This is a genomic window from Peptostreptococcus sp. MV1, assembly GCF_000758885.1.
Classification (GTDB): Bacteria; Bacillota; Clostridia; order Peptostreptococcales; family Peptostreptococcaceae; genus Peptostreptococcus.
The window spans coordinates 1-17,653 of sequence record NZ_JRNB01000045.1; the positions used below are offsets into that span (position 1 = coordinate 1).

Consider the following 17,653-nt stretch of genomic DNA (forward strand, 5'->3'; position numbering starts at 1 on the left):
CTTACGACTTTGAAAGCATTTTTGTTACCATCAACGCTATATATTATAGAACCAAAATATAGGCCACACATTCATTTTATCTGCCTAGAATGCGTAGCCTATATTTGTTGTGTAACTAACCTTATAGATTAGCCCTTTATTCTCCTAGACCTATACTAATTCGATGAATGCCATTTCAGCAGCATCGCCTCTTCTTGGTCCCTTCTTTATTATTCTAGTATAACCACCATTTCTTTCAGCATACTTTGGTGCTATATTTTCGAATAAGTCACTAACTACTGTTTCGTCGATTACATAAGCAAGAACCTGTCTTCTAGCGTGAAGATCACCCTTCTTAGCAAGAGTTATCATCTTTTCAGCCATTCTTCTAGTTTCCTTTGCTCTAGTAACTGTAGTTTCTATTCTTCCCTCTCTTAGTAAACTAGTCACAAGGTTTCTTAACATTAAGTTTCTGTGAGCAGTTTCACGTCCTAATTTACGGTAAGTTGTCATCTATGTCCCTCCTTTACGTGATTTTCTGAACAAATAAATTATTATTCTTCGTTTGGCTTTAACTTAAGGTCTAGCTCGTGAAGCTTCTGGATTACTTCTTCAAGAGACTTCTTACCTAAGTTTCTAACCTTCATCATATCTTCTTCAGACTTGTTTGATAGTTCTTCAACAGTGTTGATTCCTGCCCTCTTCAAGCAGTTGTATGATCTAACTGACAAATCTAACTCTTCTATAGTCATTTCAAGAACTTTTTCTTTCTTGTCCTCTTCTTTTTCTACCATTATTTCAACATTGCCTATATGCTCTGTTAAGTCAATAAACAATTTTAAATGTTCTTCTAGTACTTTCGCAGCTAGAGACATTCCTTCCTGAGGATTAATACTTCCATTTGTCAAAACTTCAAGTGTCAGTTTATCGAAATCTGTCTTCTGTCCAACTCTAGTATTTTCAACATGGTAGCTCACCTTTTCAATCGGAGTATAGATTGAATCTACAGGTAATGTACCAATTGGCATACTATCGTTCTTGTTTTCTTCAGCAGATACATATCCCCTGCCCTTGTTAACGTGAATTTCCATATTCAACTTTGCATTGTCATCCAAAGTAGCTATATGAAGGTCTTTGCTAACAATTTCAACATCTGGAGGACATATAATATCTGCTCCAGTTACTTCGCAAGGTCCTACTGCCTGAATCTTCAATACTCTAGATTCCTCACCATCGATTGTCGCTGATAGTTCTTTCAAGGAAAGAATCATCTCAGTTACATCTTCTTTTACACCAGGTACTGTTGAGAATTCATGAAGGACTCCATCAATTCTCACAGCATAAACTGCTACCCCTGGAAGAGATGATAAAAGTATTCTTCTAAGCGCATTACCTATAGTAATACCAAATCCTCTTTCCAATGGTTCAACAACAAATTTACCATATCTATAATCTTCGCTCAATTCGACAATATCAACTTTTGGCTTTTCTATTTCTATCATGGATAAACCCTCCTATACAAATATTGGTCCACTGAGGGTGAAATTAACCTCAATACTACACTCTTCTTCTCTTTGGTGGTCTGCAACCATTGTGTGGTATTGGAGTAACATCCTTAATCATTGTAACTTCAAGACCAGTTGCCTGTAAAGCTCTAATAGCTGCTTCTCTACCAGAACCAGGACCCTTAACAAATACTTCTACAGTCTTTAGACCGTGTTCCATAGCTGCCTTAGCTGCAGTTTCCGCTGCCATCTGTGAAGCGTATGGAGTAGCCTTTCTTGATCCCTTAAATCCTAACTGTCCTGAAGATGCCCAAGAAATTGCATTTCCGTGTACATCTGTCAATGTTACTATTGTATTATTAAAAGTAGACTGAATATGTGCATGTCCACGTTCTATATTCTTACGTTCTCTTCTTCTTACACGCTGAACTACTTTCTTGTTACCTTTTGCCATTTATCCTTACCTCCTTCTCTACTTTATTTATTTCTTCTTACGAGATACAGTTTTTCTAGGACCCTTTCTAGTTCTAGCGTTAGTCTTAGTCTTCTGTCCTCTTAGAGGTAAGCCCTTAGCATGTCTAATACCTCTGTAGCATTTTATATCTCTTAGTCTCTTTATGTTTAAGGCGATTTCTCTTCTCAAGTCACCTTCTACTAGATGGTCTTCATCTATTATTCTTCTAAGCTCGTTTACCTGGTCCTCAGATAGATCCTTTATTCTAGTATCTTTGCTTATACCAGCCTTAGCTAATATTTCATTTGAAGTAGCTCTACCTATACCGTATATATATGTCAAGCCGATTTCAGCTCTTTTTTCTCTAGGTAAGTCTACACCAGCTATTCTTGCCATATTCGCACCTCCTACATATTATTATGTATTTCTAAATCCTTGGTAATTCTTAACCCTGCTTCTGCTTGTGCTTAGGATTTTCACAGATTACCATTACTTTTCCTTTTCTCTTTATAACCTTACACTTCTCGCATATTGGTTTAACAGATGGTCTAACCTTCATTTTTGTTCCTCCTCAGACTATAAATAGCCTACTTCTTACGCCAAGTAATTCTTCCTCTCGTAAGATCATAAGGGGAAAGCTCTATATTCACCTTATCTCCTTCGAGAATCCTTATGAAGTTCATTCTTAGCTTTCCTGATATGTGACACAAAACCTCATGTCCATTATCTAATTTAACTTTAAACATTGCGTTTGGTAGAGTTTCAGAAACTGTACCTTCTAATTCAATTACGTCTTTTTTGGCCATTAACTAACCAAACCTCCATTTCACAAGTTAAGTTTACTTTAACTTATTTAACTCTGCTCTTATACAAGAATCTGTTATTTTATCTCCGTTTTGCAACAACATTTTTATTTCTTCGTTGACGTACTTTTCAACTTTTAAATGCTTGATCTTTTTAAGTTTTGGTTTGTCTAGCTTCCTGGACCTTCCGTCGGAAATCAGGACAAAGGATTCATCCACTATCTTTACGATAAAGAAGTATTTGCCTTCATCCCTGCCACAGGAAGCCTTGACTAATTGACCTAAGCTTAAATTTTCTGATAGCATACAACACCCCTCCTTATAGGTTAGTGAAGGTCTATCTCATGCTCTTTCGGAACACTTGCTATAAAAGCTTACAATGTTACTTTCATAGCAACCCTATCGTCTTCAAACAGGGACAACAAACTTGTTTCCCGAATCCTTTTGCGATGGGCCACAAAATCATAATTCTCAAGAGCTCTACTGGTTTTACTAAGCTAATGCAGCTTTTATATCTTCAAAAACCTTATCTATATCCTGATTGCCTTCTATATTAGCTATTACACCCTGTTTAGTATAGTAATCTACTAGAGGCTTTGTTTCAGATAAATAAACTTCAATTCTGTGAGAAACTGTTTCTTCATTGTCATCTGGTCTTTGAGTAAGATTAGCATGACAAGAATCACAAACTCCCTCTTCCTTACTTGGATTAAACTTGACATGGTAAGTAGCTCCACAAGTCTTGCAAATTCTTCTTCCGCAAGCTCTTTCAACTAGAAGCTTTGGTTCTACTTCTATATTAACTACCTTGTCTAAAGCTATATTATTCTCGCTTAAATACTTGTCCAAGTATTCAGCCTGAAAGATGTTTCTTGGGAAGCCGTCCAACATAAATCCATCCTTACAATCAGCTTCTGATAGTCTTGATGCCACTAGTCCACAAGTTAATTCGTCTGGAACTAATTTTCCTTCATTCATGTATTCCTGAGCCTTCTTACCTAGCTCTGTTCCTTCTTTGATGTTCTTTCTAAATATATCTCCTGTTGAAATATGAGGTATCTTGTAGCTGTCAACTATGTTAGCAGCCTGAGTCCCCTTACCCGCACCAGGAGGTCCAAGTAATATTATTTTCATATTTATCATCTCCAAAATTATTTTAGGAAACCTTGATAATTTTTCATTACAAGATTTGATTCTAACTGTCTCTTAAGCTCCAATGCAACACCAACAATGATCAATAGTGATGTACCACCAAAGTTCATCGGTATCTGCATATAGTGAGTGATCAATGCTGGTATCATGGCCATTAGACCCAAGAAAGCTGCACCTACTATAGTCAACTTTGAAAGTATTCCACCTAGGTACTTCTCTGTTGGTTTACCTGGTCTAATACCTGGTATAAAACCACCACTATTCTTCATATTCTTTGTAATATCCTCTGTATTGAAAGAGATTGTGTTATAGAAGTATGAGAATAATACGATTAGTACTATTTCTATTATTCTATATGTCCAAAATCCCTTATCAGTTGATAGATTAAAGAATGCATTAACTGCTGCCTGCATCTTTGGTCCACCTAATAGTGCTATTGTCTGTGGTAGGGCCAATATTGAACTAGCAAAGATTATAGGCATTACACCTGACTGGTTAACCTTCATTGGTATATGAGAAGATTCACCACCATACATCTTTCTTCCTACTACTCTTTTTGCATATTGAACCGGTATCTTTCTGGTAGATTCATTGATGAAAGTTACACCTGTTATAGTTATTAGAACAACTACAACAAAAACTGTTATAGCTGGCCACTTCAACAAACCTATGCTAACCTTCTGAGCTATAGCTCCAATATCTATAGGTAGTCTTGATATGATACCTACGAATATTAGGACTGAACTACCATTACCTAGTCCCTTCTCAGTGATCCTATCACCCAACCACATTACCATCATACTGGCTGCTACCAAGGTAATGATAACAGTAAAGATAAAGAAAGGATTATTTACCTTCAAGGCCCTCCTAACTATACCAAGTGTGATACCTACGGCCTGGATTATTGCAAGCGCTAGTGTAGTCATTCTTGTGTACTTGTTTATCTTCTTCTTGCCCTCTTCACCAGACTTCTGTAGTTCTTTCAAACTCTCGAAACCTGCTGTCAAAAGCTGTATAATGATAGATGCTGTAATGTAAGGACCAATTCCCAAAGCGAATATAGTGAAGTTACTGAAGGCTCCTCCTGAGAACATATTGTATAGTCCTAATAGGGAGTTCTTTTCAACCATACTCTTAATTACAGACGTATTTATACCTGGAACTGGTATTGTTGTTCCTAGTCTAAATACGATTATCATAAGAAATGTAAATACCAATTTCTTTCTGATATCTTTAATCTTCAAAGCCTGTTGTATTTTATTCATCAAATCTAATCACCCCGCTAACTTTTAAGTGACTAAACTTCTTCAACCTTACCGCCAGCTTTTTCAATTTTTTCCTTTGCTGATGCAGTAAATTTAGCAGCCTGAACTGTAAGAGCCTTGTCTAAAGCGCCGTTACCTAGTATCTTTAGTCCATCCTTTTCTATCTTAGAAATAGTCCCAGCCTTCTTTAGCATTTCTGCATTTATTACTGTTCCTGCTTCAAATTTGTTCAATGTTTCAACGTTAACTTCTGAATACATCTTCTTGAATATATTTGTGAAACCTCTCTTAGGCAGTCTTCTAGCAAGTGGCATCTGTCCACCTTCGAATCCTACTCTAACTCCTCCACCAGATCTTGACCACTGACCCTTCTGTCCACGACCAGATGTCTTACCCTGACCTGTTGCAGTACCTCTACCTAATCTTTTCTTAGCCTTTACAGCTCCTTTGGCAGGTTTTAACTCATGTAGCTTCATTCTGTTGCACCTCCTTCTCTTTGTGTATCTATTATTCTGCTATCTCAGTTACTTCAACAAGGTGGCTTACCTTATTGATCATACCTCTTGTCTGAGCGTTATCTTCCTTTACTACTACTGATTCTCTCTTCTTTAGTCCAAGAGCTTCAACGTTCTTTCTCTGGTTAGGAGTAGTTCCTATAACGCTTCTAACTAACTTTATCTGTATTTTAGACATTTGAACCTCCTATTATTATCCTAGTAGATCTTCTACCTTCTTGCCTCTCAATCTTGCAATTGATTCAGCTGTCTTTATATCCTTTAATCCAGCCATAGTTGCATTAACCATGTTTCTTGGATTGTTTGAACCAGTTGACTTAGCTCTAACGTCGCTAACTCCTGCTAATTCTAGTACGGCTCTAACAGGACCACCTGCTAGGACTCCTGTACCTTCCTGAGCTGGCATGATAAGTATCTTACCTGCACCGAAGTGACCTACAACCTCATGAGGTATAGTAGTTCCTACTCTAGGTACTGTTATAAGATTCTTCTTAGCATCTTCAACTGCCTTTCTGATAGCATCTGGAACTTCCATAGCTTTACCAGATCCTATACCAACGTGACCATTGTTATCTCCAACTACTACTAAAGCAGCAAATCTAAAGTTTCTACCACCCTTTACAACCTTAGCAACACGTCTAATTTCTATAACTCTCTCTTCTAAATCGAATTGAGATGCATCAATAGGTTTACTATGTAGCATATTATTCCTCCTTCAATTAATTAGAACTTAAGACCAGCTTCTCTTGCACCTTCAGCTAGTTCTAAAACTCTACCGTGATATATGTAACCACCTCTGTCGAATACAACTTCTGTTATACCCTTTTCAGCAGCCTTCTTTGCTACTAATTCTCCAACTTTCTTAGCAGCTTCTTTGTTTCCAGTGTATGAAACAGCACTCTTAACAGCTTCATCAAGTGATGATGCAGATACTAGTGTTACTCTGTTTACGTCATCTATAATCTGAGCATAAATATTCTTAGAACTTCTGAATACACTTAGTCTTGGTCTTTCAGCTGTTCCTGTTACTTTTTTTCTAACTCTCTTATGTCTAGCAACTCTGTTTGCATTCTTATCTATCTTCTTGAACAAAGTACTCACTCCTTTCGCTAATTATTATTTCTTACCAGTTTTACCTTCCTTACGGATGATAACTTCGTCAGCATACTTGATACCCTTACCCTTGTATGGTTCTGGCTTTCTCCAAGCTCTGATAACAGATGCATAGTTACCTACCTGCTGCTTGTCAATACCCTTTACGATTATTTCAAACTGGTTAGGCACTTCTGTAGTGATGCCTTCTGGATCGTCCATTTCTACTGGATGAGAGTATCCTAAGTTCATTACCAACTTCTTGCCCTGCTTTGCAGCTCTGTAACCTACACCCTTGATTTCTAGCTTCTTTTCGAATCCGTCAGAAACACCTACTACCATGTTGTTTATAAGTGTTCTAGTTAGACCGTGAAGACTTCTGTGCTTCTTGTTTTCAGTTGGTCTTTCAACTACTATAGTGCTTTCTTCCTTCTTTATTATCATTTCATTATTGAACTTATTTGTCAATGTTCCCTTTGGACCTTTTACAGTCACTGTGTTGTTTTCACCTAGAGTGACTTCAACACCTGCTGGGATCACGATTGGCTTAAGACCTATTCTTGACATTATTACACCTCCTTACATTATGAAATCTTACCAAACGTAGCAGATTACTTCTCCACCAACGTTATTATTTCTTGCCTGCTTATCAGTTAGTATACCATGTGATGTTGATACCATAGCGATACCTAATCCATTTAATACCTTTGGTACATCTTCTGCAGCTGCATATATTCTCATACCTGGCTTAGATATTCTCTTTAGTCCTGAGATTACTCTTTCACCATTCTGTCCGTACTTTAGCTGCATTCTTATTATTCCTTGCTTTCCATCTTCTATTACATCATAGCCTCTGATGAACCCTTCTTCAAGAAGTATTCTAGCTATTTCTTTCTTTATGTTAGAAGCAGGAACATCAACAGTGTCATGCTTAACAGTGTTTGCATTTCTTATTCTTGTAAGCATATCTGCGATTGGATCTGTCATTGTCATAATAAAATCCTCCTTCCGATTATCTATATCTTACCAACTTGATTTTCTTACACCAGGTATTTCACCCTTGTATGCTAATTCTCTAAAACAAATACGGCAAATACCGAAATCCTTTAGAACTGAGTGTGGTCTACCACAAATTGAACATCTAGTGTATTCTCTTGTCTTATATTTCTGCTTTCTCTGCTGCTTTACTTTCATTGCTTTTCTAGCCACGTGAATTCCTCCTTTTTATCTACTTAGAAAATGGCATTCCTAATAACTTTATTAGTTCACGAGCCTCTTCGTCAGTCTTTGCAGTTGTAACGAAGATTATGTCCATACCTCTTACCTTATCAACCTTATCGTATTCGATTTCAGGGAAAATAAGCTGTTCCTTGATACCTAGTGCGTAGTTACCTCTTCCGTCGAATGAATTGGCACTAACACCTCTAAAGTCTCTAACTCTTGGTAGAGATACAGAAACTAACTTATCCATGAAGTAGTACATCTTGTCACTTCTAAGAGTAACCTTAGTACCTATTGGCATACCTTCTCTTAGCTTAAAGTTCGCTACTGACTTTCTAGCTCTTGTTATAACTGGCTTCTGTCCAGTTATCATTTCTAATTCTTCTATAGCCTTTTCTAAAGCCTTTGAATTATCCTTTGAATCACCAACACCCATATTAATAACTATCTTATCAAGTCTTGGTATTTCCATTATATTCTTATATCCAAACTTCTCCATTAACGCTGGAGCAACTTCCTTCTTATACTTTTCTTCTAATCTTGAAGCCATTGTGTTCCCTCCTTTCGGTTATATTTCTTATAATTCTTTACCGCTCTTAGCAGATACTCTGACTTTCTTTCCGTCTTTTACTTCGTATCTTACTCTTACACCCTTACCAGATTCTGGATCAAATGGCATTACATTTGATATATGTATTGGAGCTTCCTTAGTTGTTATTCCACCCTGTGGGTTAGTAGCAGATGGCTTGTTGTGCTTAGTTGCTATGTTGATACCTTCAACTAAAACCTTGTCGTTCTTTGCATCTACGCTTAGAACTAGTCCCTTTTTGCCCTTGTCCTTACCTGCTATAACTACAACAGTGTCGCCTTTCTTTACACGCATCATTGATCTATTGCACCTCCTCTAATTATAGTACTTCTGGAGCTAGAGATACTATCTTCATGAAGTCGTTGTCTCTTAACTCTCTCGCAACAGGTCCAAATATACGAGTACCTACTGGTGTCTTATCGTCCTTTATAATAACTGCAGCATTTTCATCAAATGAAATATAGCTACCATCGTTACGTCTCATTCCCTGCTTGCTTCTAACTACAACAGCTTTTACTACTTTACCTTTTTTTACAACTCCGCCTGGTGTTGCACTTTTTACTGTTGCAACTATTACGTCACCTACATTGGCGTACTTTCTCTTACTTCCGCCAAGAACACGTATGCATAAAAGTTCTCTAGCACCTGAATTATCAGCTACTTTTAAACGTGTTTCCTGCTGTATCATCGCAATTCCTCCTTCTATGTAAACTATTTTACCTTTTCTATTATCTCAACTACTCTGAATCTCTTGTCCTTAGATAAAGGTCTAGTTTCCATTATTCTAACTCTATCTCCTATGTTACACATATTCATTTCATCATGAGCCTTGTATTTTTTAGTTCTCTTAACACGCTTGTTATAAAGTGGATGTTTTACGAAATCTTCGCAAGCAACTACAACAGTCTTTTCCATCTTATCACTAACAACACGGCCGATTCTAACTTTTCTTCTGTTTCTTTCCATGTCTATCAAAAGCCTCCTTCTTCCAATATTAAGCTCTAGCTTCGTTTAACTTTCTTTCTGCAAGAACAGTCTTAACCTTTGCTATGTCTCTCTTTACAGTCTTTATTCTAGCTGTATTCTGTAACTGACCAGTAGCTAATTGGAATCTCAAGCTAAATAATTCACTCTTGAATTCATCTAACTTTGCTAATAGTTCTTCAGTTGATAGATTTCTTAATTCTTTAGCTTTCATCCTATTCACCTACCTTTTCTAAATCTTCTTTCTTTACAAACTTACACTTGATTGGCAATTTGTGAGCTGCAAGTCTCATTGCTTCTCTTGCCTTATCTTCTGAAACACCAGCTAGTTCAAACATAACTCTACCTGGCTTAACTATTGCTACCCAATATTCTGGAGAACCCTTACCAGCACCCATACGAGTTTCTGCAGGCTTTCTTGTTATTGGCTTGTGTGGGAAGATTTTGATCCAAACCTGACCACCTCTTTTTATATATCTTGTCATAGCTATTCTGGCTGCTTCTATCTGGTTAGATGTGATCCATGATGGCTCTAACGCAACTAGACCATACTCACCGTAAGTAACTTTGTTACCCTTGTGTGCCCTACCAGCTAAGCTTCCTCTATGTACTCTACGACGCTTTACTCTCTTTGGCATTAACATGAGTTGTTTCCTCCTTCCGAACTAATTAGTCCTGCTTTGCTTCTCTTTTAGAAGCTCTAGGACCTCTATTGTTGTTTCTTCTATCGTTATTTCTACCTCTTCTATCGTTGCCCTTACCGTTTCTTCTGTTGTCTCTGCCGTTTCTTCTCTCAGCCTTCTTTTCTTCTCTTTCGATTGAAACGTTTCTGCCTGGAAGAATTTCTCCGTTACAGATCCAAACCTTGATACCTATCTTACCATAAGTAGTATCAGCTTCAGCGAAACCGTAATCTATGTCAGATCTCAATGTCTGTAGTGGCACGTTACCTTCACTGTATCCTTCAGTTCTGGCCATTTCTGCTCCACCTAATCTACCAGAAGCACTTACCTTGATTCCCTTTGCTCCTGACTTCATAGTTCTCTGTACAGACTGCTTCATAGCTCTTCTAAATGCAATTCTTCTTTCGATTGCCTGCGCTATGTTTTCAGCAACTAACTGAGCATCTCTGTCTATGTTTCTAACTTCTATTATGTTAAGTATAACTGTCTTACCAGTCATAGATTCCAATTTCTTCTTAAGAGCTTCGATTCCAGCTCCTCCCTTACCTATTACAACACCTGGCTTTGCAACGTGTAAGTCCATCTTTATTTTGTTAGCAGATCTTTCTATTTCTATCTTGGCTAAACCAGCTGAGTATAACTCTTTCTTCAAGTTAGTTCTCAACACGTGGTCTTCTTTCAACAACTCACCGAACTCTTTTCTATCATTAGCGAACCATCTTGAGTCCCAATCTTTAATTACACCAACTCTTAAGCCGTGTGGATTTACCTTCTGACCCATTTGTGTCCCTCCTTCTTATTAATTTTCTCTTTCCTTGACAACTACCTCTATGTGAGATGTTCTCTTTCTGATTGCAGTCGCTCTACCCTGTGCTCTAGGCATGAATCTCTTCATTGTAGGTCCCTGGTTAGCAACTATAGATGCTATGTATAACTTATCTGTATCCATTTCGTGGTTATTTTCAGCGTTCGCAGCAGCAGACTTCACAACCTTTGCTACTACTTCTGCAGCATATCTTGGTGTAAACTTTAATATTGCTAATGCTTCATTTACGTCTTTTCCTCTAACTAAGTCGCATATCTGACCAGCTTTTCTAGCTGATACACGAACATATTTAGCTGTAGCTTTTGCTTCCATTAATGATCCTCCTTTCATCCTCAATTAGTTATTTTCTCTTTGAAGATTTTTCATCGTCCTTGTGACCTCTAAAAGTTCTTGTAGGAACGAATTCTCCTAATTTATGTCCAACCATATCTTCTGTGATATATACTGGTATGTGTCTTCTTCCATCATGAACTGCTATTGTGTGTTCAACGAACTGTGGGAATATTGTAGAAGTTCTTGACCAAGTCTTGATTACTTCCTTATTTCCGCTAGCGTTCATAGCTTCAACCTTTTTTAATAATCCGGCATGGACAAAAGGTCCTTTTTTTGTTGATCTTGACATTAATAATCCTCCTTCCTGAGTAAATTAAATTTATTACTTAGTTCTTCTAGATACTATTAGCTTGTTAGAAGCCTTGTTTTTCTTTCTAGTCTTGTATCCTAGAGCAGGTTTACCCCATGGAGTTACTGGTGATGGTCTACCGATTGGAGCTCTACCTTCACCACCACCGTGTGGATGGTCATTAGGGTTCATTACAGAACCTCTAACTGTAGGTCTGATTCCCATGTGTCTCTTTCTACCAGCTTTACCTATTACAACGTTACCGTATTCTATGTTACCAACCTGGCCAACAGTAGCTCTACAGTTGTTGTTTACGTATCTCATTTCTCCTGATGGTAGTCTAAGAAGTGCCTTAGTACCTTCCTTTGCCATCAACTGAGCAGATGCACCAGCAGTTCTAACTAACTGTCCTCCCTTACCGGCCTTTAGCTCGATGTTGTGTACTAATGTACCAACTGGCATATCCTTTAATTCAAGGCAGTTACCTGGCTTGATGTCTGCACCCAAACCTGAAAGGATTGTATCGCCAACCTTCATACCAACTGGTGCTAGTATGTATCTCTTTTCACCATCTGCATAGTGAAGAAGTGCGATATTTGCAGTTCTGTTTGGATCGTATTCTATTGTAGCAACCTTAGCAGGTATGCCATCTTTATTTCTCTTGAAATCTATTAATCTATATTTTCTCTTGTTTCCGCCACCCTTATGACGTACAGTTATCTTACCGTGAACATTTCTACCAGCATTCTTCTTAAGGTTTACAAGAAGAGACTTTTCTGGCTGGTTGCATGTTATTTCATCAGACTTTAAAACTGTCATCTGTCTTAAGGCAGGAGACGTTGGTTTAAACTTTTTAATAGCCATTATCTATATCCTCCTTATTTGAATTACATTCCTGTGAAGAATTCTATATCCTTACTGTCAGCAGCAAGCTTTACTACAGCTTTCTTGAAGCTAGCAGTCTTACCTACTGTTCTTCCCATTCTCTTAGTCTTACCGTCGTAGTTTAGAGTGTTTACTCTTTCAACCTTTACTTCAAAGATCTTTTCTACGGCCTTCTTTATTTCAGTCTTGTTGGCGCTCTTTGCAACAACAAAAGTATAAGTCTTATTCCCCATTTCAGTCATTGACTGTTCAGTAACAACTGGCTTTATGATTATATCATGTGGATTTGTCATTACGCGTACACCTCCTCCACTTTCTTAACTGCGTCTGTAGTTATTATGAATGAATCACAGTTTAGTATATCGTAAACATTTAGTGTACTTACGTGACAAACATTAGCACCTTCTATATTTCTTACTGACTTAACGATGTTTGAATCATTTTCAGCAGTTACAACTAATACCTTCTTACCTGCGTTTACATTCTTAAATGTATTTACTATTTCTTTAGTCTTAGGTGCTTCTAAGCTTAGAGCATCCAATACTATTATTTCATTGTCCTGTACCTTTGATGATAGAGCAGACTTCATAGCAAGTCTTCTTACCTTCTTTGGTAGTGAGTAAGAGTAATCTCTTGGCTTTGGTGCGAATGCAACTCCACCGCCTACCCACTGAACTGATCTGATAGAACCCTGTCTAGCTCTACCTGTACCCTTCTGTCTCCATGGCTTTCTACCGCCACCTCTAACTTCTGCTCTTGTCTTAGCAGACTGAGTACCCTGTCTTCTGTTAGCTAACTGACACTTGACTGCTTCGTAAAGTACGTGTGCGTTAACTTCTATATTAAATATTGAATCGTTTAATTCAATTTCACCAACATTCTGGCCTGATACGTTTAATACATTAATCTTTGGCATTGTTAATCCTCCTTTCCTCTGTGATTAGTTAGAACCCTTAATAGCTGCCTTAACAGCTACTACTGATCCCTTAGCACCAGGAATAGCGCCCTTTATTAATAAAAGATTCTTTTCGGCATCTACTTTTACAACTTCAAGATTCTGTACAGTAACCTTTACGCTACCCATGTGTCCAGCAAGCTTCTTGTTCTTGAATACTCTACCTGGGTAAGAACAAGCACCCATTGAACCTGGTCTTCTGTGGTATCTAGAACCGTGAGTTTCAGGACCTCTACTCTGTCCATGTCTCTTTATTGGACCCTGGAATCCCTTACCCTTTGATATACCAGTTACGTCTATCTTTTCACCTTCAGCGAAGATGTCAGCATTTAATTCCTGACCTACTTCATATCCGTCTAGTGAATCTACTCTAAATTCCTTTAACTGTCTCTTTAGTACACCAGCCTTAGCTAGATGTCCCTTCTGCGGTTTGTTTAGCGCCTTTTCCTTAGCGTCTACAAAACCAACCTGGATAGCCTGGTAGCCATCATTTTCTACAGTCTTGATCTGTGTGATTGATACAGGGCCTGCCTCAACTACTGTTACTGGTACTACTGTACCTTCTTCAGTAAAGACCTGAGTCATGCCTATTTTCTTTCCTAAAATACCTTTCATTTTTACCTCCTAGTTCTTACAGCGGATTACCCATATTTGAGTAATCATTCTAAGATATTTCTATCTTAGGCGGCTTATAATTTGATTTCTATGTCAACACCAGCTGGTAAGTCAAGCTTCATTAATGAGTCAACTGTCTTTGGTGTTGGATTAGCTATGTCGATTAGTCTCTTGTGAGTTCTGATTTCGAACTGTTCTCTAGAATCTTTGTACTTATGTACGGCTCTTAGTATAGTCACTACCTTCTTCTCTGTTGGAAGTGGTATTGGACCTGCTACTAGAGAACCTGCTTTTTTAGCAGTATCAACTATCTTTACAGCTGAATAATCTAACAACTTATGATCATATGATTTTAATCTTATTCTTATCTTTTCATTCTTAGCCATTTTAGTCCCTCCTTCTGATTTTATTTACCTGGCCAGATAAATCAAAACACCGATAAACTGTTCCGGGTGTGTCGTAACCACTTAACCGATTTTTGTTTTATCCACCCAAAACTTGCCCACTTACATGAGCGTACTAGATTATTTTAACAAAAAAAGCCTGCATATGCAAGCTTTTTTGAAAAGTTTTTTATTTATTTTTATTGAAATTTTAAGGTTTCAGGGATATGCTTTTCATACCCCTCGGCTACCTTTTATTGCTAGCCTCTATCATTTTTTTCAAGCAAAAAACTTTATTTTTTTAGATTTTTTTCTTCTGTTGCCTACCACATATATCTATTAGCCTATTCCTGGTCAAAATTTTAGAAAATTTAGTTGCCAACTTCATTTTAGTAGATGGAACTATTATAGTCTTTCCTTTAAATAGATTTTCTAGGGCTTCTCTTGCACATTGGCCTGGTCCTATACTGCCTATATCAAAACTGCAATTGGCCACATCATTAAATTCTGTATCCACCGGACCAGGACACAAGGCAGAAACTACAACCCTTGAACCCCTATCCTTGAGTTCTTTGGCAACTCCGCTTGTCAGGCTGGTCACATAGGCCTTGGTCGCATAATATGTAGACATATAGGGACCTGCTGGCATAAGGCCGGCACTTGATGCCACATTTAATATATGTCCCTTATCTTCTTCAACAAATCTTTTCAAGTAGTGCTTCATTAATATATGAAGACTCTCTATGTTTACATGGATCATATCCAGTTCCTTGTCTAGGTCTGTCTCCCCAAAGAAGCCAAGATCACCAAAACCAGCATTATTTACCAGGAGGTCAATCCTTATGGCCTCTTTTTCCTCTAACTCGTCTATTTTTTGACACAAGTCTTTTGCAGTTGAAGGCTGGCTAAGGTCAGCTTCTATTATATAGCTTTTGTATTTTAGGTCCTCGGCAAGGTCTTCCAACCTAGACCTCCTCCTGGCAACCAGGATTGACCCATAACCATAGGATTCCAAGAACTTTACTATCTCCCTACCTATACCAGAACTTGCCCCTGTTACCAGGGCCCACTTATCTGGTCTTATATCTTTTTCCATATTTATCATCCTTTTCTTTTTTACTTTGTTTGCTATCAAGGCAAGTACCCACCTCTTAAATAGGCCTTGTAACCTCTCTTAACCAACACCTTTCTTCCTCTTCCAGGCCTGGCCCTATAAGGTCATATACTTTTTGGTGGTAATCATTCAGGTAGGCCTTGTCATCCTCTGTCAACATATCTACCAAGACAGGGTCCAGGTCTATTGGGCAATATGTAAGAGCTTCAAAGTACATAAACTGACCATAGTCATTTTTAGGCCCCTTTCTTACCAAGAGCTCATTTTCTATTCTTATACCATGTGATCCACCTATGTATAGGCCTGGCTCGTCGGTTATTACCATCCCCTCTTCCAGCCTAGTAGCTGGCTTAACCCCAACCTGCCACCTAAAGCTAATAGGGGGTTCGTGTATATTGGCCAGGTAGCCTACCCCATGGCCTGTACCATGATTGTAGTTTAGGTAGGCATCCCATAGGGCTTGTCTAGCCAGGACATCTAGATTGGCTCCCGAGCACCCATACAGGAACTTGGCCCTTGCCAACCTTATGTGGGCCTGTAAAACCCTGGTATAGTCTTCCTTCATTTCTTGGCTAACCTGACCCAGGGCTGTAGTCCTACTGATATCAGTAGACCCCTGGATATAGTTGCCACCAGTATCATTCAAAAGGAAGCCTCCTTGAGCCAGTTCTTTATTTGATAGGTCATCAGCCTCATAGTGAACTATGGCTCCGTGGTCCCCAAAGGCAGAGATTGGGGCAAAGCTAGGACAGATAAAGTCCTCCTGGTCCCTCCTCAAAGATTCCAACTTGTTAGAAACAGATATTTCCGTCTGCCTTCCTATACGCCCACTTGCAACTTCTTTTTTCAACCAATAAAGGTACTTGCTATGTGCTATACCATCTTTAATATGAGCCTTCCTGATGTTATCAATTTCTATCTCGTTTTTGACGGTCTTCATCATGATAGTTGGGTTTTGCCCCTCTATTATAATATCCTTGTCACCTATATTGCCATATATGGCATAATTTACCCAGTCTGGATCGAGTAAAGTCTTTCTCTCTATAAGCTTTATATCCTCATAAATGGCATTGTAGGGCCTAATTTCCACCCCATCACTTATTAGGCCTGCCATTATTTCCCCACTTATTTTTTCTTCATCTATATATAGGACTGCCTTATCCATATCCACTATTAGGTAGGACAAGGCTAGGGGGAAGTAATCAACATCCCTACCCCTAATATTTAAGACCCATCCAATATCATCCAGACTTGTTATAATATGACAATCAGCCCCTATATTTTCCATGGATGACCTAAGTCTTCCTAGCTTGTCTGCCCTAGATTCACCGGCATACTTAAGTTGAAGCTCGAATATGCCCTCCCTAGCCATAGGTGGCCTATCCCCCCATACCTGGTCTATCAGGTCTAGGTCATAGACTAAGCTTCCCTTTTTTTCAGCTACTATTTTCTCCAGGGCTAGCCCTTGTCCATAGGTCACGCACCTTCCATCAAAGGCCAGTTTTTCCCCTTGACCCAGCTTGTCCTCTAAAAATCCTTCAAGGCTAGGCACACCTTCTTGCCCCATCCTGTATAGGTCTATACCAGACCCCTCCAGTTGGTCTTCTGCCTGCAAAAAGTACCTACCATCTGTCCATAGGCCTGCCCAGTCTTTACCTACTAGAACACTAGCAGCAGAACCTGTAAAACCACTTATATAGGCCCTCTCCATAAAGTACCTACCTACATTCTCACTATTGTGGTAGTCAGCAGTAGGCACCAAGTATATATCTATCTTATGTTCCTTCATTAAGGCCCTTAAGGCCTCAAGTCTTTGTTTAACCTTCATAACTTTTATAGCACCCCCTTCTCAGTAAATTGTAAATGCTCTAATTTAAATTATACCATATTTGACCTTAGTATATTTCTATCTTTCGCCTACTAATCAAAATCAGACCAGACATATTTTTTGCAAAAATTGGTTCTTTGTCAACTAGCGTTGATGAATAAAATCCGAAATTTATGCGACAGC

Annotated in this window: 32 protein-coding genes; all 32 read right to left on the bottom strand. The window is 38.4% G+C overall.

Annotated features, from left to right (window positions below):
- Window positions 1–150 precede the first annotated feature (150 nt).
- The 32 genes from rplQ to HMPREF1639_RS03305 all read right to left on the bottom strand — a co-directional run bounded on the left by rplQ (window position 151) and on the right by HMPREF1639_RS03305 (window position 17,470).
- Complete coding sequence (gene rplQ / locus HMPREF1639_RS03150; protein ID WP_036763146.1) at window positions 151–492, bottom strand: 50S ribosomal protein L17; 342 nt, start codon at window positions 490–492, stop codon at window positions 151–153.
- Window positions 493–533: 41 nt separating this feature from the next.
- Complete coding sequence (locus HMPREF1639_RS03155; protein WP_036763147.1) at window positions 534–1,481, bottom strand: DNA-directed RNA polymerase subunit alpha; 948 nt, start codon at window positions 1,479–1,481, stop codon at window positions 534–536.
- A 55-nt stretch (window positions 1,482–1,536) separates the two neighbouring features.
- On the bottom strand, window positions 1,537–1,938 hold the full coding sequence (gene rpsK / locus HMPREF1639_RS03160) for a 30S ribosomal protein S11 (RefSeq protein ID WP_007791581.1): 402 nt from the start codon (window positions 1,936–1,938) through the stop codon (window positions 1,537–1,539).
- A 27-nt stretch (window positions 1,939–1,965) separates the two neighbouring features.
- A complete protein-coding gene (rpsM, locus tag HMPREF1639_RS03165) occupies window positions 1,966–2,334 on the bottom strand; it encodes a 30S ribosomal protein S13 (RefSeq protein ID WP_036763151.1) in 369 nt (122 codons plus the stop codon).
- 49 nt (window positions 2,335–2,383) lie between these two features.
- The gene (gene rpmJ, locus HMPREF1639_RS03170) at window positions 2,384–2,497 is read right to left on the bottom strand and encodes a 50S ribosomal protein L36 (RefSeq protein ID WP_002509257.1); all 114 of its coding nucleotides are present in this window, start codon (window positions 2,495–2,497) and stop codon (window positions 2,384–2,386) included.
- A gap of 28 nt (window positions 2,498–2,525) precedes the next feature.
- Window positions 2,526–2,744, bottom strand: a complete 219-nt coding sequence (gene infA, locus HMPREF1639_RS03175) for a translation initiation factor IF-1 (RefSeq protein ID WP_036763153.1) — start codon at window positions 2,742–2,744, stop codon at window positions 2,526–2,528.
- 33 nt (window positions 2,745–2,777) lie between these two features.
- Window positions 2,778–3,047, bottom strand: coding sequence for a KOW domain-containing RNA-binding protein (locus HMPREF1639_RS03180; protein ID WP_036763155.1), 270 nt, complete (start codon window positions 3,045–3,047; stop codon window positions 2,778–2,780).
- A 186-nt stretch (window positions 3,048–3,233) separates the two neighbouring features.
- Window positions 3,234–3,875, bottom strand: coding sequence for an adenylate kinase (locus tag HMPREF1639_RS03185; protein ID WP_036763158.1), 642 nt, complete (start codon window positions 3,873–3,875; stop codon window positions 3,234–3,236).
- Between the two features lie 17 nt (window positions 3,876–3,892).
- Window positions 3,893–5,161 carry a preprotein translocase subunit SecY gene (gene secY / locus HMPREF1639_RS03190; protein WP_036763160.1) on the bottom strand — a complete coding sequence of 423 codons (1,269 nt, stop codon included), beginning with the start codon at window positions 5,159–5,161 and terminating at the stop codon, window positions 3,893–3,895.
- A 29-nt stretch (window positions 5,162–5,190) separates the two neighbouring features.
- Window positions 5,191–5,634 (bottom strand): 50S ribosomal protein L15, encoded by a 444-nt coding sequence (gene rplO / locus HMPREF1639_RS03195; RefSeq protein ID WP_036763162.1) that lies wholly within the window; start codon window positions 5,632–5,634, stop codon window positions 5,191–5,193.
- 31 nt (window positions 5,635–5,665) lie between these two features.
- The gene (gene rpmD / locus HMPREF1639_RS03200) at window positions 5,666–5,851 is read right to left on the bottom strand and encodes a 50S ribosomal protein L30 (RefSeq protein WP_036763163.1); all 186 of its coding nucleotides are present in this window, start codon (window positions 5,849–5,851) and stop codon (window positions 5,666–5,668) included.
- A gap of 15 nt (window positions 5,852–5,866) precedes the next feature.
- Window positions 5,867–6,376, bottom strand: coding sequence for a 30S ribosomal protein S5 (gene rpsE / locus HMPREF1639_RS03205; RefSeq protein ID WP_036763165.1), 510 nt, complete (start codon window positions 6,374–6,376; stop codon window positions 5,867–5,869).
- A 20-nt stretch (window positions 6,377–6,396) separates the two neighbouring features.
- Entirely contained in the window at window positions 6,397–6,765 is a 369-nt protein-coding gene (gene rplR / locus HMPREF1639_RS03210; RefSeq protein ID WP_007791381.1) for a 50S ribosomal protein L18, read from the bottom strand.
- Window positions 6,766–6,789: 24 nt separating this feature from the next.
- Complete coding sequence (gene rplF, locus HMPREF1639_RS03215; protein WP_036763166.1) at window positions 6,790–7,332, bottom strand: 50S ribosomal protein L6; 543 nt, start codon at window positions 7,330–7,332, stop codon at window positions 6,790–6,792.
- Between the two features lie 27 nt (window positions 7,333–7,359).
- Window positions 7,360–7,758 carry a 30S ribosomal protein S8 gene (gene rpsH, locus HMPREF1639_RS03220; protein ID WP_036763167.1) on the bottom strand — a complete coding sequence of 133 codons (399 nt, stop codon included), beginning with the start codon at window positions 7,756–7,758 and terminating at the stop codon, window positions 7,360–7,362.
- Window positions 7,759–7,788: 30 nt separating this feature from the next.
- Complete coding sequence (locus HMPREF1639_RS03225; RefSeq protein ID WP_036763168.1) at window positions 7,789–7,974, bottom strand: type Z 30S ribosomal protein S14; 186 nt, start codon at window positions 7,972–7,974, stop codon at window positions 7,789–7,791.
- Window positions 7,975–7,993: 19 nt separating this feature from the next.
- On the bottom strand, window positions 7,994–8,536 hold the full coding sequence (rplE, locus tag HMPREF1639_RS03230) for a 50S ribosomal protein L5 (protein ID WP_036763169.1): 543 nt from the start codon (window positions 8,534–8,536) through the stop codon (window positions 7,994–7,996).
- A 27-nt stretch (window positions 8,537–8,563) separates the two neighbouring features.
- Window positions 8,564–8,869 (bottom strand): 50S ribosomal protein L24, encoded by a 306-nt coding sequence (gene rplX / locus HMPREF1639_RS03235; protein ID WP_036763187.1) that lies wholly within the window; start codon window positions 8,867–8,869, stop codon window positions 8,564–8,566.
- 25 nt (window positions 8,870–8,894) lie between these two features.
- Window positions 8,895–9,263 carry a 50S ribosomal protein L14 gene (gene rplN / locus HMPREF1639_RS03240; RefSeq protein WP_036763172.1) on the bottom strand — a complete coding sequence of 123 codons (369 nt, stop codon included), beginning with the start codon at window positions 9,261–9,263 and terminating at the stop codon, window positions 8,895–8,897.
- 23 nt (window positions 9,264–9,286) lie between these two features.
- Window positions 9,287–9,541 (bottom strand): 30S ribosomal protein S17, encoded by a 255-nt coding sequence (rpsQ, locus tag HMPREF1639_RS03245; RefSeq protein WP_007791403.1) that lies wholly within the window; start codon window positions 9,539–9,541, stop codon window positions 9,287–9,289.
- Window positions 9,542–9,569: 28 nt separating this feature from the next.
- Complete coding sequence (rpmC, locus tag HMPREF1639_RS03250) at window positions 9,570–9,773, bottom strand: 50S ribosomal protein L29 (RefSeq protein WP_036763173.1); 204 nt, start codon at window positions 9,771–9,773, stop codon at window positions 9,570–9,572.
- A 1-nt stretch (window position 9,774) separates the two neighbouring features.
- Complete coding sequence (gene rplP / locus HMPREF1639_RS03255) at window positions 9,775–10,203, bottom strand: 50S ribosomal protein L16 (RefSeq protein WP_036763174.1); 429 nt, start codon at window positions 10,201–10,203, stop codon at window positions 9,775–9,777.
- A 25-nt stretch (window positions 10,204–10,228) separates the two neighbouring features.
- The gene (gene rpsC / locus HMPREF1639_RS03260; RefSeq protein WP_036763175.1) at window positions 10,229–11,023 is read right to left on the bottom strand and encodes a 30S ribosomal protein S3; all 795 of its coding nucleotides are present in this window, start codon (window positions 11,021–11,023) and stop codon (window positions 10,229–10,231) included.
- 18 nt (window positions 11,024–11,041) lie between these two features.
- Window positions 11,042–11,380, bottom strand: coding sequence for a 50S ribosomal protein L22 (gene rplV / locus HMPREF1639_RS03265; protein ID WP_036763177.1), 339 nt, complete (start codon window positions 11,378–11,380; stop codon window positions 11,042–11,044).
- 28 nt (window positions 11,381–11,408) lie between these two features.
- Complete coding sequence (gene rpsS / locus HMPREF1639_RS03270) at window positions 11,409–11,690, bottom strand: 30S ribosomal protein S19 (protein WP_007791386.1); 282 nt, start codon at window positions 11,688–11,690, stop codon at window positions 11,409–11,411.
- A gap of 33 nt (window positions 11,691–11,723) precedes the next feature.
- Complete coding sequence (rplB, locus tag HMPREF1639_RS03275) at window positions 11,724–12,554, bottom strand: 50S ribosomal protein L2 (RefSeq protein WP_036763179.1); 831 nt, start codon at window positions 12,552–12,554, stop codon at window positions 11,724–11,726.
- 23 nt (window positions 12,555–12,577) lie between these two features.
- Complete coding sequence (gene rplW, locus HMPREF1639_RS03280) at window positions 12,578–12,868, bottom strand: 50S ribosomal protein L23 (protein ID WP_036763180.1); 291 nt, start codon at window positions 12,866–12,868, stop codon at window positions 12,578–12,580.
- Window positions 12,868–13,491 (bottom strand): 50S ribosomal protein L4, encoded by a 624-nt coding sequence (gene rplD, locus HMPREF1639_RS03285; RefSeq protein WP_036763182.1) that lies wholly within the window; start codon window positions 13,489–13,491, stop codon window positions 12,868–12,870. The genes rplW and rplD overlap by 1 nt, the downstream gene beginning before the upstream one ends.
- Before the next feature lie 24 nt (window positions 13,492–13,515).
- Window positions 13,516–14,145, bottom strand: coding sequence for a 50S ribosomal protein L3 (gene rplC, locus HMPREF1639_RS03290; RefSeq protein ID WP_036763183.1), 630 nt, complete (start codon window positions 14,143–14,145; stop codon window positions 13,516–13,518).
- Between the two features lie 74 nt (window positions 14,146–14,219).
- Entirely contained in the window at window positions 14,220–14,531 is a 312-nt protein-coding gene (gene rpsJ / locus HMPREF1639_RS03295; RefSeq protein ID WP_007791571.1) for a 30S ribosomal protein S10, read from the bottom strand.
- Between the two features lie 298 nt (window positions 14,532–14,829).
- Complete coding sequence (locus tag HMPREF1639_RS03300) at window positions 14,830–15,624, bottom strand: SDR family NAD(P)-dependent oxidoreductase (protein WP_036763189.1); 795 nt, start codon at window positions 15,622–15,624, stop codon at window positions 14,830–14,832.
- Between the two features lie 55 nt (window positions 15,625–15,679).
- The gene (locus HMPREF1639_RS03305; RefSeq protein WP_036763185.1) at window positions 15,680–17,470 is read right to left on the bottom strand and encodes an aminopeptidase P family protein; all 1,791 of its coding nucleotides are present in this window, start codon (window positions 17,468–17,470) and stop codon (window positions 15,680–15,682) included.
- Window positions 17,471–17,653 lie beyond the last annotated feature (183 nt).

Coding starts and splice junctions, on each gene's coding strand:
- rplQ (WP_036763146.1), bottom strand. CDS start 492: ATGACAACTTACCGTAAATTAGGACGTGAAACTGCTCACAGAAACTTA.
- HMPREF1639_RS03155 (WP_036763147.1), bottom strand. CDS start 1,481: ATGATAGAAATAGAAAAGCCAAAAGTTGATATTGTCGAATTGAGCGAA.
- rpsK (WP_007791581.1), bottom strand. CDS start 1,938: ATGGCAAAAGGTAACAAGAAAGTAGTTCAGCGTGTAAGAAGAAGAGAA.
- rpsM (WP_036763151.1), bottom strand. CDS start 2,334: ATGGCAAGAATAGCTGGTGTAGACTTACCTAGAGAAAAAAGAGCTGAA.
- rpmJ (WP_002509257.1), bottom strand. CDS start 2,497: ATGAAGGTTAGACCATCTGTTAAACCAATATGCGAGAAGTGTAAGGTT.
- infA (WP_036763153.1), bottom strand. CDS start 2,744: ATGGCCAAAAAAGACGTAATTGAATTAGAAGGTACAGTTTCTGAAACT.
- HMPREF1639_RS03180 (WP_036763155.1), bottom strand. CDS start 3,047: ATGCTATCAGAAAATTTAAGCTTAGGTCAATTAGTCAAGGCTTCCTGT.
- HMPREF1639_RS03185 (WP_036763158.1), bottom strand. CDS start 3,875: ATGAAAATAATATTACTTGGACCTCCTGGTGCGGGTAAGGGGACTCAG.
- rplO (WP_036763162.1), bottom strand. CDS start 5,634: ATGAAGCTACATGAGTTAAAACCTGCCAAAGGAGCTGTAAAGGCTAAG.
- rpmD (WP_036763163.1), bottom strand. CDS start 5,851: ATGTCTAAAATACAGATAAAGTTAGTTAGAAGCGTTATAGGAACTACT.
- rpsE (WP_036763165.1), bottom strand. CDS start 6,376: ATGCTACATAGTAAACCTATTGATGCATCTCAATTCGATTTAGAAGAG.
- rplF (WP_036763166.1), bottom strand. CDS start 7,332: ATGTCAAGAATAGGTCTTAAGCCAATCGTGATCCCAGCAGGTGTTGAA.
- rpsH (WP_036763167.1), bottom strand. CDS start 7,758: ATGACAATGACAGATCCAATCGCAGATATGCTTACAAGAATAAGAAAT.
- rplE (WP_036763169.1), bottom strand. CDS start 8,536: ATGGCTTCAAGATTAGAAGAAAAGTATAAGAAGGAAGTTGCTCCAGCG.
- rplX (WP_036763187.1), bottom strand. CDS start 8,869: ATGCGTGTAAAGAAAGGCGACACTGTTGTAGTTATAGCAGGTAAGGAC.
- rplN (WP_036763172.1), bottom strand. CDS start 9,263: ATGATACAGCAGGAAACACGTTTAAAAGTAGCTGATAATTCAGGTGCT.
- rpsQ (WP_007791403.1), bottom strand. CDS start 9,541: ATGGAAAGAAACAGAAGAAAAGTTAGAATCGGCCGTGTTGTTAGTGAT.
- rpmC (WP_036763173.1), bottom strand. CDS start 9,773: ATGAAAGCTAAAGAATTAAGAAATCTATCAACTGAAGAACTATTAGCA.
- rplP (WP_036763174.1), bottom strand. CDS start 10,203: ATGTTAATGCCAAAGAGAGTAAAGCGTCGTAGAGTACATAGAGGAAGC.
- rpsC (WP_036763175.1), bottom strand. CDS start 11,023: ATGGGTCAGAAGGTAAATCCACACGGCTTAAGAGTTGGTGTAATTAAA.
- rplV (WP_036763177.1), bottom strand. CDS start 11,380: ATGGAAGCAAAAGCTACAGCTAAATATGTTCGTGTATCAGCTAGAAAA.
- rpsS (WP_007791386.1), bottom strand. CDS start 11,690: ATGTCAAGATCAACAAAAAAAGGACCTTTTGTCCATGCCGGATTATTA.
- rplB (WP_036763179.1), bottom strand. CDS start 12,554: ATGGCTATTAAAAAGTTTAAACCAACGTCTCCTGCCTTAAGACAGATG.
- rplW (WP_036763180.1), bottom strand. CDS start 12,868: ATGACAAATCCACATGATATAATCATAAAGCCAGTTGTTACTGAACAG.
- rplD (WP_036763182.1), bottom strand. CDS start 13,491: ATGCCAAAGATTAATGTATTAAACGTATCAGGCCAGAATGTTGGTGAA.
- rplC (WP_036763183.1), bottom strand. CDS start 14,145: ATGAAAGGTATTTTAGGAAAGAAAATAGGCATGACTCAGGTCTTTACT.
- rpsJ (WP_007791571.1), bottom strand. CDS start 14,531: ATGGCTAAGAATGAAAAGATAAGAATAAGATTAAAATCATATGATCAT.
- HMPREF1639_RS03300 (WP_036763189.1), bottom strand. CDS start 15,624: ATGGAAAAAGATATAAGACCAGATAAGTGGGCCCTGGTAACAGGGGCA.
- HMPREF1639_RS03305 (WP_036763185.1), bottom strand. CDS start 17,470: ATGAAGGTTAAACAAAGACTTGAGGCCTTAAGGGCCTTAATGAAGGAA.